The organism is Pedobacter psychrodurus, from assembly GCF_004331735.1.
Classification (GTDB): Bacteria; Bacteroidota; Bacteroidia; order Sphingobacteriales; family Sphingobacteriaceae; genus Pedobacter; species Pedobacter psychrodurus.
Genome location: NZ_SJSO01000005.1, coordinates 216,598 through 231,630, shown reverse-complemented (window position 1 = coordinate 231,630; position 15,033 = coordinate 216,598). Strand labels below are relative to the sequence as shown.

Genomic DNA, 15,033 nt, shown 5'->3' with positions numbered 1-15,033 from the left:
AAAGAAACCTAAAATCCCTACCAAGGCATTACGATTCCCAATCAAGCTGGGAATGACGATACTTCGCAGCCTGTCATCATCACTCCAATATTTTTATAAAACGCTTCAACTCCACTCCGGATGACAATACGCACAGTATTCCGTGATTTCTGTGCTTCCGTGGCTAAATCTTAAACCTTAATCTATCTCCAATCCATCCAACACCCCATCATCAACCAAATTTGGCAACGTAATTTTTAAAGTACCTGTCCGTTCCATTTCTCGTTCGATGGCAAAACGCGCTTCCTTATTGCGGGCCCAGCTTCTTCTGGCAATTCCATTGTTTACATCGTAAAAAAGCATGTTCTGTAGTTTTTCTGCGGCTTGATCAGTTCCATCCAGTACCATTCCGAAACCACCATTTATTACTTCGCCCCAACCTACCCCACCTCCATTATGGATAGAAACCCAGGTTGCACCCCTAAAACTATCGCCTATGACATTATGAATGGCCATATCGGCAGTAAATCTGCTTCCATCATAAATATTGCTGGTTTCTCTAAAAGGAGAATCCGTTCCACTTACATCATGATGATCTCTGCCCAGAATAACTGGAGCCGATAATTCGCCTGTTTTGATGGCTTGATTGAAACGTAAGGCAATCTTCGCCCTTCCTTCGGCATCAGCATATAAAATCCGTGCTTTTGAGCCTACCACCAGGTTATTCTCTTTTGCCGCGCTAATCCAGTTGATATTATCCTGTACTTGTTGCTGTATTTCTGCTGGTGCACTAAGTTTAATTTCTTCCATCACTTCTTTAGCAATACTATCGGTTAAATCGAGATCATTTTCGTTGCCTGAAGCACAAACCCATCTAAATGGGCCAAAACCATAATCGAAACATAATGGACCTAAAATATCCTCTACATAGGATGGGTATTTAAAATCTATTCCATTTGACGACATTACATCGGCACCTGCCCTACTGCACTCCAGCAAAAAAGCATTTCCGTAATCGAAAAAATAAGTTCCCTTAGTAGTATGTTTGTTAATGCTTGTAGCTTGCCTTTTTAATGAATCCTGAACATAACCTTTGAACTGGTCAGGCGCACCGGCCATCATTTCATTTGCTTCAACAAAACCTAAATCAACCGGATAATAACCACCTGAATATGGATTATGCAGTGAAGTTTGATCAGAACCAATGGCAACTTCAATATTTTCTTGGTCAAATCGCTCCCAAACGTCAACGATATTGCCAATGTACGCCAGAGATACCGTTTCTTTTTCTTTTTGGGCAAGTATCACACGGTTAAGCAGTTCATCTAAACTATCGATCAGCTCATCTACCCAAGCTTGTTGATGCCTTTTGGTCGCAGCCTTTGGGTTTACCTCAGCACAAACCGTGATACAGCCCACAATGTTACCTGCTTTAGTTTGCGCACCGCTCATTCCACCTAATCCGGCCGTAAGGAAAATTTTACCCGCAGTATCCTTTCCATAAAAACCCTTTTTGCGGAAGGCATTCATTAAGGTAATTGCGGTTCCATGAACAATGCCCTGCGGCCCGATGTACATGTAAGAACCTGCCGTCATCTGGCCGTATTGGGTTACACCTAAAGCACTGAATTTTTCAAGATCATCTGGTGAAGAATAATTGGGTACCATCATGCCATTGGTTACCACTACCCGAGGTGCTGCAGCACTAGATGGAAATAATCCCTGCGGATGCCCGCTGTAAATATTCAGTGTTTGCTGATCGGTCATCATGGCAAGGTATTGCATCGTTAGAAGATACTGTACCCAATTTTGGAATACACTCCCGTTTCCACCATAAGTAATCAGCTCTTCGGGATGCTGTGCTATTGCCGGATCTAAATTATTCTGGATCATGAGCATAATCGCTGCAGCATGAACAGTACGACAGGGATATGCCGTTATGTCTCTTGCATAAATGGCATAATCGGGCATAAAGCGGTACATATAAATATGTCCGAAGCTTTCCAATTCAGTTAAAAATTCTTGTGCGAGTTCTTGGTGCCATGCTTTCGGAAAATAACGCAAAGCATTTTTAATACTCAGTTTTTTTTCATCTGCACTTAAAACGGCTCTCCTTACGGGGGCATGGCTTAATGCTGTATTTCTAGTTTTTTTTGCAGGTAATACCGAAGGAATACCTGCTAATATCTGTGCTTTAAAATCCATGTTTTAAATTCTTTAATTTAATACTGATTCTGCCTGAAGCGCAACAGACACAATTTTACCTTGCTGTACCATCTGAATCGCATTTTCCATTCTATCGTACATAATCTGATCTTCTTCAAAATGATCAATTTCGGTACGCACAAAATCGTGTACCATAGCCAGTATTTTCCCTGGTTTTAATGGATAATGGTAATCAACGGCCTGTGCGGCGCAAAACAGTTCAATACCTAGAATTTTTTCTACGTTTTCGATCACCTGCAGGGCTTTACGGCCGCTGATCGAACCCATGCTTACATGATCTTCCTGTCCGAGTGAAGTTGGGATACTATCGGCACTGGCAGGGAAACAAAGCCCCTTATTTTCGCTAGCTAAAGCCGCCGAGGTATATTGAACAATCATAAAACCAGAATTTAATCCAGTTTCTTTCATCAGGAGTTTAGGTACACCAGGCGTATTTCCCTCTAAGGACAGGTAAATTCTTCGATCGCTGATGTTCCCGATCTCAGATGCCGCCAAACAAGCGTAATCAAGCGGCAAGGCCAACGGCTGACCATGAAAATTACCTCCGCTAATGGTTAAATCGTCATTAAATATTACAGGATTATCGGTTACTGAATTTAGTTCGATTTCTAAAGCTTCTTTTAAGTGTAACCATGCTGTTCTGGAAGCACCATGTACCTGAGGGATACACCTTAACGAATATGGATCCTGTACTTTGGCACAATCGGCATGCGATTTCATAATTTCAGAACCTTGCAACAGTTTCCTTACCTTTTCTGCTACTGCAATATTTGCAGGATATGGCCTCAACTGATGAAGTTGTACATGAAAAGGTTTTTCCGATCCCTGCAAACCTTCAATCATCAATGCCGCAATAATATCGGCTGAATTCAGCACATTTTCTAAACGTTGTACTACTTTAACGGCATGTGCGGCGATGAACTGGGTGCCGTTAATTAAAGCCAGACCTTCTTTGGGGCCTAATTGTAAAGGCTGTATTTCATGTTCTTTTAAAAGTTGGGCTGTCGCAATAATTTCACCTTTATAATGCACCTTACCTAAACCAATTAAAGGTAAAAAAAGATGAGAAAGTGGGGCAAGATCGCCAGATGCACCAACAGAACCTTGTTTGGGCACCACAGGAGTTGCACCGGTTTCTAAAAACCAGATCATTCGATCGAGTGTTTCGATTTTAATACCTGAATATCCTTGAGCTAAAGCCTGCAGTTTTAAAACCAACATCAGTTTTGATATTTCACTATCTATCGGTTCGCCTACACCAACGGCGTGGCTTTTCAGAATATTCTCTTGCAATTTACGGGTATCAACTGCCGAAATCATCGACGTACACAATGGTCCGAAACCGGTATTGATGCCGTAAACAGCTTTGCCAGAAATTGCAATCCGTTCGACAACTTTACTACTTTCGAGCACCTTATCGCGGGTATCCTCACTCAATACTCCTTTTATCTCGCCATTGCTGATGGCCAAAGCCAATTTAGCGGTTAAATGATCTGTCCCGTAATTAAAAATCTGTTGCTCGCTCATGTTAAAAAGGTTTTAAACAAAAATAAGCCCTATATTTGATACCTATAAATACCAATTACATCATCATGTAATAACCATGGGTTATCAGATAGAACTTAGGCACTTAAAGTACTTCCAGGTTTTGGCTGAGGAACTGAAGTTTAGAAAGGCGGCAGACCGTCTCTTTATTTCTCAACCAGGGCTGAGCCGGCAGATTAAACAGATGGAGGAAATTTTTAATGCGCCACTGTTCGATCGTACCAAGAAAAAGGTGACGCTTACCGAAGCAGGCCTGTACCTTAAAGACGAAGTAGATTTTTTGTTTAGCCATATTGAGAACATCAAAAAACAGTTAACGAATATCACGGAAGGTAAACAAGGCGAACTCCGGATTGGGTTTTTAGGTTCGGCAGCGCAAAAAATTGTACCCGAGGTTATTTTTAAACTGAATAAAGATTTCCCCGAGATCAGAACCAATCTGGATGAAATGCCCAATAAACTACAGATCGAGTTATTGGAAAAAGATATGCTCGATATGGGTTTTGTGAGGATGCAGCAGTTTAAACCCGGCATTTCTAAATACATGATCCACCAGGACACTTTTTCGCTGGTATTGCCTAAAAGCCATCCCATGAAAAAGGCATCATTTGAAGCGGTAAAAAAATTGGGTAACGAACCTTTTATCTTTTTCTCGAGTGATGACAGCCCCTTCTATTACGACCTGATGATGAGCATTTGCGAGGATCATGGCTTTAAACCCAAAACCTACCACAAATCAGTCAATGCGCTCACCATTTACAAACTGGTAGAAGAAGGGTTAGGTATTGCCATTGTACCAACCGGCCTGCAATATGGCTATCAGGAAAACGTAAAATTTGTAGCGCTTACCCATATTCCGCAAAGAACAGAGCTCTACATGATCTGGAAAGAATCTAACCGAAACCCGGCTTTAAAAAATGTGATTAAGCTGTTGTTGCAGGATAAGGTTTAGGTTGCATTACTTATTGATCCTATATAAACAAATCAACATCCTCTCCAAATTGGGTTTTAAGTTCAGAAACGATTTCTTCGGTAGTCCATTTCTTTTTAGTATCTACCGTCCTTTTAACCAATTGGTACTTGACGTCTAAGTCGTCTTTATAGCCCGTTGGAATTTGAGGTTCCTTTGCCATTGGGGTTTGAAATAATTCATGCGTAATAACAGGAAAATCAAGACCTAACTTTTTTCTCACTTTTATAATGTTTATCAATTCCATCGGAACCAGTCCACTGGCTAAAAACTCTTCAGTTTTATAGTCATCTTCTTTTTCTAAACTCAGGCCTTTTAAATGGTATTCGCATAGTTCATCCCAATAAGTGGATTCGATTTTCGATAAATCATCCCAGTTGTCAATCAACTGTTGATATATCCCATAACCTGAACCATATTGTAAAACCCGATCCTTTATAGGATTTTTTCCCAACCATTTTTCGATTAAGAAATGGATTAGCTGGGTACTTGGATATACTTTTTGGTTTTTATAATCCTTGTTGGTTTTGTATTCATCACGGTTTAAATATTCCTCCGCTTTTTTCAATAAAATTTCAATCAGATCGTCACGCTCCACATATAAGCTATATTCGAGTGCCGCCTTAATATGATCGATAAAAGGATCGTTAATATGCGACATTGTCCAGAAAAGAGCCGTTCTTTCAAAGTATTTCCAACAATCAGGATTATTCTGAAAAAGCATGTTTTTCGCGGCTATATGGGTACAATTAGGTACCCCATCTAAAGTTGTCCATACAGCGAAAATGTATTTTTTTAAATTTTCTTTACTTGCAAAAAAATTATAGTCACCTATAAAAGGATCTGTACAATCTTTTACTTCTTCAAAATATTTATACCGCTTTATTGCTTTTTTTATTAAAACGCTATTCCAGTTTACCATTATTTACAAGTTAGTTTTATTGAACGTTTATTAACATTAATTTGAACAAGCTTATTTTTCAATTTCCCTTGAGATTTTGCATTTCTAATTGTTCTCATCAAATCATCTTGATACTGTGGCTTATTGGCCCATCTTCCATTTGTATTACCTGTAATCTTTGTTATATTATTACTGGTCCATTGAGGCATGTTACTTTTTCCAGCAGGCATATTGTGACTTGTTTTCACCTCAATCACATGTATATCGCCATTCGCAGTTTTTGTAATTAAATCAAATCCATGACCTGAAGCATTTTGAACGGAGCCCAATATATTATGTCCCTGGCCCTTAAGATATTTTGCCGCAACCCTTTCACCCCAATCACCCATCCGCGAATCGCCTACCATTTGGGTTGCCAAGCCAAACATATCTATTTCACTATTCGTGTCATAAACATATCCATAAGTTGAGGGGTTATCTCCCATTAATCCAATGGGATCCTGACTCAAATATACTCCGCTTTCGGGATCATAATACCTAAACCTATTATAATACAGCCCCGTTTCTACATCCTCATACTGCCCTTGATACCGGAATGGCACAAATCCCCTATCACCACTAAGTTTACGGATTTTTCCATAAATATCAAGTTCGCAATCCCACACTTTTTTACCTGCATCATCATAAGCTTGTACAGGTGTTCCCAAATAATCGCTGATAATAGAATAATATTGGCCATTAACGATTTTGGCACTTGGCGTAAATTTATGCTGATCGTACACCCAGGTAATTAAATCGTTGCCCAGTGGTTCTATTTTATCGTAGCTAAGGAGGCCGTCTTCGTTAACCACCAAATTTGGTCGTTCGTTTAAGGGGTAGTTCCATTCATGAAGGAGTAAATTGCCATCCCACACATAACGATACACCGTGTTTTTAATAATTTTGGCTTTCCTTCTGCCTAAAGCATCGTATTCGAAACTGATGATCTCGCCATGTGGATTTTTAACCGCTTTCATCATGCCATTGGCGGCCCAAGCATAAGCCCAATCGCCATCTTTCCACTCTGGCAAATCGGGTTCGGCATCGGCTAAGACATCAAGCGTTTCAGCTTTGGGGATATCAGGGTTGGCCATTCCCCAGTTTAATTTTTTACCAAACAAACCATTATCTTCTGATGTGGCAACTTCTTCTTTGGCCAGACCGATAATGTTACGTTTGCTTTTCTGTACCAGGTTGCCTTTGGCATCATAACGGTAATACCATTGGTCATCTTTAAGCAGTTTACCACCTTTATCATAACGCCTATCGCTCCGATCGGCTGTTTTATACAAGTTCCCAGTTTCATCAGGATTTTTATAGATCACTTTGCCGTCATCGCTATAACTTGCCGAAGACAGACTGCCAAAAGTATCGTATCTGTAATTGATGCTGCCGCCAGTAATGCTATTTAAGCAACTATTCAGTTTATCGTTTGGCCCCCAGGCATATTGTTTAAAAGCAGTAATGGACCGGCTGGCTTCAACCTTTTGACTAATTGGGTGGCCTTCATGATCATAATCGAATGTAGCTTTAATCCCTCCGCTTAAACTGCGGCTGGTTTCCTGTCCGTTTTTATTCCGGCCAATCGTTGCTGTCCATTCTGCTGATCCGCCACTTTTAGCTGCGATGCCATTCAGATAACCTATTTCATCATAATCGTATTTAATATCAGCTCCTAATGAGCTTTTTAAACTGATTAGATTGCCAAAAATATCGTATTGATAATTGATCTGGTAACCATCCTGTATTTCCTGGGTGATCATACCCAATGGGTTCCGGTTAAAATTAACCGAAGAAAGTTCGTTCTCTGCAGTAATGAGCAAACCGAGTTTATTATATTGGAAGGCTTCGTAAGTACCATCTTCATATCTACTGTATACCAATCGGCCGTTCAGATCGTAATTGTGATAAATAGCCTTACCATCAGCCTGTATGGTTTTAATGATCTGTCCATCCTGATTGCGGATATATTGTTGCTCTTGCCCATCAAAGCCAATTTCTTTCACCACATCATCGTTGGCATCCCTTAAAAAGATATATTCTTCGCCTTTTTCGTTGGTAATAGCTTTTAAATTTTCCCACTTATCATAGGTAAAATGAAGGATCTGAATATTTTGATCGGATAAGTGACTACTTCTTTTTTGTGTTTTTAGGCTACCCATTGGGGTATAGGCCATATGCCATTCTTCACGGCCATCGGTAGCGTAAACCGGAAGATCGTAGGCATCGTATTCGAAGCGTAAGGCCTCTTCTCCAAAGTCTTTTACCAGGGTTACGCGACCCATTTCATCACGCTCCCAGATCGTAGTTTGATCACCATCGGGACTAAAACGGATCAACCGCCCATAATCATCGTAAATCCAACGGCGGCTGTTGCCCTCGCTAGAAACTGATTCGATCAGTTGGTTTAAACTGTTATAAGTCCAATGGATTTCATGTCCATCATTATCGCGACAAAACACAGGTAACTTCTGTCCAGCTGTATAATAGAAATCGACTACCCGATTGTCTTTTTGAACATGTTTAAGCAATTGGTTCTGCTCGTTGTATAGCCATGTTTCGTTTGATCCAGCTGGATCACTGCGCAATATCAGGTTATTATTGTCATCATATTCATACTGGTATTGCTCGCCATCTGCGGTATGGTAAGTGGTGATATTACCCCGGTCGTCGTATTCATAGCCGATTACTCTACCCTCAGGGCTGGAAATCATTTTCTCTTCATTATAACGATCGTGTTCATACCAGGTTTCGCCCTCCATGGCATCTACTTTTTTATACACCAGATCGTTTTCATCATAATAATAACGTTCTACTTTACCATCGCGATAATATACTTCATTATATCCTTCCTCTGGGAAATAGCTTATCGATCCACTCATAAAACCATCTCTACCTTCGGTATGGATTACGCGGCCCTCCTCATCATAACGCCAGAAGTAAGCCATCCCATTACGGTTGATTCTTTTCACTACACGATCGTGATCATCGTACTCAAAGCTGATGGCTTTTTCTGCCTGATCGTATACTTTGATCATGTTGCCGCGTTGATCGTAATCGTAAGTCACCAACAGATCGCTGGTATTTTTATAGTGATAGTAAACTGCATTAATTGCCGTACCTACTTCGTTATGCTGCATTTCGAGCACACGACCAGAATTTTCTACGATGCGTGATAAAAGTTGTTTCTGATAATAAAATGTAAGGTGGCTGCCATTGGTATATTCGATACGGTTTATACGGTAGATATCGCCATCCGCGCCCCCGCTAAAAAGGGTATAAGTATAAATATCCTGATCGATGGTAAGTACCCAGGTATTTTCATCAGGCCTTTCCATCCAGATTTTTTGTGCACGGTCATAATGTTTACCTGAATACGGCTCTATATAGGGCAAAGGCATCACCATATTTTCGGTTGGATGGCTAAAACCTACAATGGCAGCCTCTGAGTCCGGATAAATATATAAATCATAATTATTGTAAACCTGATTGCCCAACATGCCCGCATATGGTTTGTCGCTGCGCCACACATTGTTCCAAGCCAGTGTTTGACCGCCCGGCAACTCAAAATCCGTCCATTCGAAAAACATGGCTCCTGTAACAAAATTGACAGGCTCCAAACCAAAGTGGCATTTTAGTTTTTTTAGCGGGTTGCCGCCAGCAAACATTTTGCCAAGCATTTTTTTTACGCCATTTAATGCCGCCTTAGATAAGGCCCCGCCCAATTTTGTGAGTCCCCTCATGATACCGATGGCTGCAAAACGCATTAAATACTCTTTAAGGGTATAATTGTGCGGCGCAAACGTACCACCAACCAACACAGGTTTACCGGTATTAATCTGCACATACATGCTCAATAAATCGCTGTAAAAAGCGAAATACGCCAATGGATTTTTCTTTAATTTCCCTGGCACAGTTGGCAGGGGTTTTAAACCCATTGGCGGGCACCAGCAGGTGAGTACCTGCCCAGGGTTAGAACCACTCATTTCTGATCCCTGCCCTTTTACAGTGGTGGATCCCCAATATACTTCACCTTCGTGCGGTGAACCAGGAATGTTTACAATAAAATAAACGGGTAGGGAGCTGATGTGCCTAAACGGAAGTAAAACACCCATCACCGTAGTGGTGGTAGTGGCTTTATGCCTGCCATGCACATAAATAGACCCCCCCATCGGAATACTGGCGGTACCGATTAAACCTTGTGCAAATTTTGGAATAGGTATGCTGAAATGCAGATAATCCATCGGATCGAACACCATTCCGATAAACGGATGGGGTAAGGGCAAAGGAATAAATCCGAAGGATGGTGGAATGGGAATGGTTGTCCAGTGAAAATCGATAGCCAGTACCACGTCAAAATGTTTGCTTACATGCTGCACAGCAGTATTGGCCATTGCAGGCTTTTTGGCTTTTACAAGCTTTAACGTACTTTTTGCTGCAGGAGCGTTACTTCCAGCGGCAACACCTCCTCCACCGCCCACTGCTTTTGGTTCGGCTTTGGTTAAGCTTGCAGACAGGCTGATTGACCTATCGGTAGACATATTCGGTTTACTCGCTTTTACTTTTTTCATCCGTATATTTTTTATGATAAAGGATTGGCGTGATTTTTTGGCACTTCGGCCATCGACTTCCAGTCATCTCCGTAATCCTGCTGCATATCCATATCTAATTTTTTACCTTCTGGGCTTTCTTCTCCATATTTTTTTAACATGATCGATGCGGTATAAGCCATCGAACTTTGTCGCCGTTTTTCAATCGGCATTTTCCGGGCGATTTCTAAACACTTCAAATAATAACCCATTGCTTTTGCAGAACCTGTTATTTTATTTTCAGAAAGCTGCCCCAGCAAGCGGGTACATTCCATTGCTATAAAATCGTTCCCCATAATTTCCGCGATTTTAATTGCCTTTTCAAAATACTTTTTAGCTTCATCTTTACCCGAGTGCGCCAGTAAGAAACTACCATAGCTCATGTGGATATGTGCACTCAATAGCGTGTTTTCTCCTGCACGGGCCAATGCCATTTCGTATTGCTGACGTGCTTCGTTTTTTTTGTTTTTTACGGCTAAACTCTGGGCCAGCATAATCCTTGCAGCCACTACCGCCTCGTGCAATCCTTGTTTCTGGGCGATCACAATTGCCCGTTCTAAAACTGCATTGGCCTGCTCATGTTTGCCTTTACTTAAATAATTACTCGCAATCAGTATCTGTTGCTGGTAATCACTTTCAGGATCGTTCTTTTCCCTGTTGGTATGCGCTGCCGCATTTTGCATCAACTGGCTAACATCTATATTGAGCTTAAATTCTGTTCCCTGTTTTAATTTTTTTAAAGTACGGTGTATGTGGTGTTCGGTGTAAACCAGTTTAATATTACGGTTATCGAATATTTTAACACAACTACACCATTCGTTAATCCATTCAGATAGCCCGGCTACATCATGTATGCTTGTTGGCGCCAACTGAACATATATCTTCTTTAATTTTAAATCAGGATAAAGATTACATAACCTTACAAGTGCCATAACAGACACGTAAGCATCTGTTTTATAATTTTGGGCACCTTCACCGGGTTCAACATCCCAAACAACACCTGCCTGGGTATCTTTCTGCCATAAATCAAAGATCTCTTTCCATTCTTTTACCAAACTTTTGCCATAATCATTTACGCTATGAAACTCCTGATAATGGAGCAAAAACATATCGTCGGTCCGGCTTTCTTCTGTTAACTGGTATTTAAAATAAGCCTCAAAGAGATTTACTTCGTGACGCTCGCCGAGGCAAAGAAATAGGGTTTCTGATGGGTGTTGCCTTACTACTTGTTGCCATTGTTTATCTATCTTAAATAATTCCAGTTGTATCGGATTCATTGAGCTTTAATGTCGAAAATTAGTTTAGGTTAATGGTACCACTGCTGATGTTGGTTTCGCTTTCGCCCCCCACATTAATCTTTTTCGAAGCCAGATTGGCCTCTGTTTCACCACTCATAGAAAGTGTTTTGGTACCAATATCTAAGGTTTGTGATTCTATCCCAATACCAGAGGTTGGTGTTCCATCTTCTGGCCCCACACCTATACCAATACTAATCGAGGCAGAATTTCCGATGTTCTCTCCAAGTGTTAAAATATCCTTCCCTTTAATGATGATCTTACCTGTTTTGTCCATAAAAATGCTACTCTCACCACATTTGATGAGGATTGATTCTTTGGTTTCGAAAACTGCTTTACCGGCTCCATCCAGCTCGATAAAATTGCTATCCTTATCGCGCATGATCATGCCTGCCCCATCATCCATGGTTAAGGTATGGCCACTCTTAGAGGTTAAGCTTTTGCTGTTATTGCTGGCGCTACCGCCACTACTACTTTTGCCATGAAATACCGAACCTAATACAATTGGCCTTGCAATATTGCCTTCTTCGAAGGTTAAAGCTACCTGATCGCCTATTTCGGGAATAAATACAAAGCCCCGGTTTTTACTCACTTTATCGCTGCTTCCAGCGTCTGGTGTAATTACCCGTAGCCATTCGGTTACATCGTTGGTTTTACATTCCCATTTAAACTTTACTTTAATACGCCCCTGCCCTTGTGGGTCGGCATTGTCAATTACATCTGCCAGTTGCATATCAGGGCTTGGCTTACCGTAGTTTTTAACCAACAGACGCTCTGTTGTAGCTACCACACCTTCGAAAGTGTTATAATATTTACCTGTACCATCAATATCATGGTTGATACTGGTGATGAGAAATTTGCCCAGGCTTTCTGTAGAAAAGGATAGTTCTTTTCTCACACTCATCGTAATTTCGGCAATACTGCCAATGCCCAAAGCAGCATTGTCTCCACTTGCATTTACCTTCAATAAATTGCTGATGTGTGCCTTTTCTTCATTCTGCACATGATTTTTAATGTCGTTGTTATTATCTACCCGGATAAGAGACGGTTGATTAAAGGTTTTGCTATACATTGCGTTAGACACTTGTATGGCGTGCGCCAGATCAGGTGATCCATCGCTCTGCCCGCTACTTTCGCTCTGCAACATTTCATCCTGTTTGGGATTATAAGCGAAACGTTTATTTTTGATCGGCGCAATTTCCATGGCGTATTGCAGGTTTTGCACATCGCGACCATAAATCAAGGCAACTTCTTTCTGATCATCTGGTTTACCAAAATTCAGCTGTTTACCATCATAGTAAAACCACTCATGGTATTCACCCGAAAGCCTGTTCAGAAAATCAAAGTCACTTTCCCGATATTGAATCAAATAATCAATAGGATCTTTTCTAGCCGCATTGGCCACAATTTTAATATCATTTGAAGGCACATCCGAGGTAGCAAGATTTACAATCGTATTTAAATCCTTATCAAGATAAGAACCTAAATCTGGACCGCGATCGATTAAGATCGTTGGACTATAACCGCTCACAATCAGCACGCCGTGATAACCATGGCTTTGCGCCAGTTCTACTTTAGTTACCAAGCCCGCAAACTCCTGTAAACTGCCCGAATCATAGCCGAACAAAGCGGTAAGGGTTTTACCCACAAAATCGCGGCTATCGTTTAAACTGATCATCCCAGGCGAACCCATCTGATCATGATTAAATCGCAGCTCAAAATAATGGTGTGCATTAAAAGCTTGTTTTAAGCTAAAGGAGGCAAAATGGGAAATTGCTTTATCTTCTATATTAATTTCGGTGATTAATTTCTTTTCCATGCGAGCTAAATAATAGGTTGATTATTACTTGAACATTCCATCCCGAAAGGTTAAAACGTTTCTTTTTCCACTGAAAACAGATCCGTTTTTAGTTTCGTTAACCTCCGGATAACTGATGGTCTTATCTTGGGAATTATAAATCATGGCTAACTGTGCCGTAAGTTTCTCTTTATTTTGATCCTCTTTAAGGGTGGCAGATGCAAACAACTGATTTTTAACTGTTTTCCCTAATTTGAATAAGGGATTGTTAATGCTAAATTTTGAATGGTTAATTATCAGCGTATGACTTACACTATACGGCTCAGTACCACTCATTTGCCCATAACCTGTAAGCAAGTAGGTTTTTTGAGGGGAAGTATTTAAGTTATATATATGCTCAAAAAAAGGCGTAGGACTACCTTCATCGTCTTTATCTTCGTAAAGACTATTAAATAAAACCGCACTTACAGCATTGTTTTCGCCTTGGTATTGAACAATATTCTGCACATGCCACATCGTACCAGAATATGGCGAAAGCCAGTAAAACAGCCTAAGTTTGTGGTCATCGGCAGTTAATACATTAATCTCGTACTTTTTAAGATTGGCAAAGTCTGCCTCAAAAGCCTTTGGCTGTTTTAAGGCTTCAACAAAGGCTTTTATAAATACTTCTTCGGCTTCAGTTTTTCCATCATTTAGATAACTTTCTCTGGAGGCTAGCATTTTTGCAGCCAATTTCTCAAGAGAACCTGCTTCAGCAGAAATAGCATCTATCTTCTTCTCCACAACAGCATTATGACGGACTCCCTTCAGTTGCTGATCATCATGCTTCGCCCCGCAAGAAAAAAGCAAGAATACAAGAGAAAAATATAGAAAGTCAGTTGTTTTCATATTATTGCCTGGGAATATTTACTAATCCTCTGTTTTCCATAACCTTCAAAATAACGGCGGTTCCAATTTGCTTATTTACATAATCGAGACTAAAAAAATGATCTCTCGGAAAACCACCTTTAGTATAAAGATTAGAACCTCCCCACAGATAAGGTGAGTTGATATTATTGTTTTGATAGGCTTTTGCTATGCCATTATATTGCTCTAAACGCAGCAAAAGTTTTGGCAAAGACCAAACTGTTTCTTTATCCAAACCACGTAATTTTAAGGCATCTACCGCACTTTCTTCAAAAGTAAAGGGTGGTCCATGGCTAATTTTTGGCCGGTTTGCAGGATGCTGACTGGTAAAACCACTAAGCGGATCGCCATTATGCAGGTGTTTGTTAAAGTCAGAATTACTTTCTCTATAGTGTACACAGGCAATAAAGTACCAAGGAATACCTGTATTTTCAGAGAAAACACTATGATCTAAAAATGACCTGCTAAAAAAACTATTACCAATTTTAGGATTCCTTTTAAGGAATAAATCATCTGGCTCGGTTACAAAACAGGTATCGCGATAAGTATATTCTTTTAAGTTGAGCAATTTATTCCTTACTGCCTGATATCTTGATTTATTGCTTATGATCTTATCATCAATAATTCGATTAATCTCAACCGATTTAATTGGAGATACTGTACAGGAATTAAACAGCTTAATGTATTCTAAATCAGTAGCCATAATAAGCTCTTTATATCACACCTCTAAAACAAAAAAACCGTTACCAGCACCAGCGCTTTTAGCCAGCAACTCGTAACGGTTT

Annotated in this window: 9 protein-coding genes; 1 reads left to right on the top strand and 8 read right to left on the bottom strand. The window is 40.4% G+C overall.

The window, feature by feature from the left end:
- Window positions 1–177: 177 nt before the first annotated feature.
- Together EZ456_RS07770 and hutH are read right to left on the bottom strand one after the other, a co-directional pair.
- On the bottom strand, window positions 178–2,184 hold the full coding sequence (locus EZ456_RS07770; RefSeq protein WP_131528914.1) for a urocanate hydratase: 2,007 nt from the start codon (window positions 2,182–2,184) through the stop codon (window positions 178–180).
- A gap of 12 nt (window positions 2,185–2,196) precedes the next feature.
- The gene (gene hutH / locus EZ456_RS07765; protein ID WP_131528912.1) at window positions 2,197–3,732 is read right to left on the bottom strand and encodes a histidine ammonia-lyase; all 1,536 of its coding nucleotides are present in this window, start codon (window positions 3,730–3,732) and stop codon (window positions 2,197–2,199) included.
- Window positions 3,733–3,808: 76 nt separating this feature from the next.
- On the opposite strand from hutH, the gene EZ456_RS07760 reads away from it, so the two are divergent.
- Window positions 3,809–4,702, top strand: coding sequence for a LysR family transcriptional regulator (locus tag EZ456_RS07760; RefSeq protein WP_131528910.1), 894 nt, complete (start codon window positions 3,809–3,811; stop codon window positions 4,700–4,702).
- Between the two features lie 19 nt (window positions 4,703–4,721).
- On the opposite strand, the gene EZ456_RS07755 is transcribed toward EZ456_RS07760, so the two are convergent.
- The 6 genes from EZ456_RS07755 to EZ456_RS07730 are packed head-to-tail and all read right to left on the bottom strand — an operon-like array spanning window position 4,722 to window position 14,951.
- On the bottom strand, window positions 4,722–5,642 hold the full coding sequence (locus EZ456_RS07755) for a hypothetical protein (RefSeq protein WP_131528908.1): 921 nt from the start codon (window positions 5,640–5,642) through the stop codon (window positions 4,722–4,724).
- Complete coding sequence (locus tag EZ456_RS07750; protein ID WP_131528906.1) at window positions 5,642–10,231, bottom strand: RHS repeat-associated core domain-containing protein; 4,590 nt, start codon at window positions 10,229–10,231, stop codon at window positions 5,642–5,644. Before EZ456_RS07750 ends, EZ456_RS07755 begins: the two co-directional genes overlap by 1 nt.
- A gap of 11 nt (window positions 10,232–10,242) precedes the next feature.
- The gene (locus tag EZ456_RS07745) at window positions 10,243–11,526 is read right to left on the bottom strand and encodes a tetratricopeptide repeat protein (protein WP_131528904.1); all 1,284 of its coding nucleotides are present in this window, start codon (window positions 11,524–11,526) and stop codon (window positions 10,243–10,245) included.
- Between the two features lie 19 nt (window positions 11,527–11,545).
- The gene (locus tag EZ456_RS07740) at window positions 11,546–13,363 is read right to left on the bottom strand and encodes a type VI secretion system Vgr family protein (protein ID WP_131528902.1); all 1,818 of its coding nucleotides are present in this window, start codon (window positions 13,361–13,363) and stop codon (window positions 11,546–11,548) included.
- A gap of 24 nt (window positions 13,364–13,387) precedes the next feature.
- Window positions 13,388–14,230 (bottom strand): hypothetical protein, encoded by an 843-nt coding sequence (locus tag EZ456_RS07735; protein WP_131528900.1) that lies wholly within the window; start codon window positions 14,228–14,230, stop codon window positions 13,388–13,390.
- Between the two features lies 1 nt (window position 14,231).
- Entirely contained in the window at window positions 14,232–14,951 is a 720-nt protein-coding gene (locus EZ456_RS07730) for a hypothetical protein (protein WP_131528898.1), read from the bottom strand.
- Window positions 14,952–15,033: the final 82 nt, after the last annotated feature.

Bases quoted from the DNA above. Each gene is read 5' to 3' on its own strand.
- EZ456_RS07770 (WP_131528914.1), bottom strand. From the start codon at position 2,184: ATGGATTTTAAAGCACAGATATTAGCAGGTATTCCTTCGGTATTACCT.
- hutH (WP_131528912.1), bottom strand. From the start codon at position 3,732: ATGAGCGAGCAACAGATTTTTAATTACGGGACAGATCATTTAACCGCT.
- EZ456_RS07760 (WP_131528910.1), top strand. From the start codon at position 3,809: ATGGGTTATCAGATAGAACTTAGGCACTTAAAGTACTTCCAGGTTTTG.
- EZ456_RS07755 (WP_131528908.1), bottom strand. From the start codon at position 5,642: ATGGTAAACTGGAATAGCGTTTTAATAAAAAAAGCAATAAAGCGGTAT.
- EZ456_RS07750 (WP_131528906.1), bottom strand. From the start codon at position 10,231: ATGAAAAAAGTAAAAGCGAGTAAACCGAATATGTCTACCGATAGGTCA.
- EZ456_RS07745 (WP_131528904.1), bottom strand. From the start codon at position 11,526: ATGAATCCGATACAACTGGAATTATTTAAGATAGATAAACAATGGCAA.
- EZ456_RS07740 (WP_131528902.1), bottom strand. From the start codon at position 13,363: ATGGAAAAGAAATTAATCACCGAAATTAATATAGAAGATAAAGCAATT.
- EZ456_RS07735 (WP_131528900.1), bottom strand. From the start codon at position 14,230: ATGAAAACAACTGACTTTCTATATTTTTCTCTTGTATTCTTGCTTTTT.
- EZ456_RS07730 (WP_131528898.1), bottom strand. From the start codon at position 14,951: ATGGCTACTGATTTAGAATACATTAAGCTGTTTAATTCCTGTACAGTA.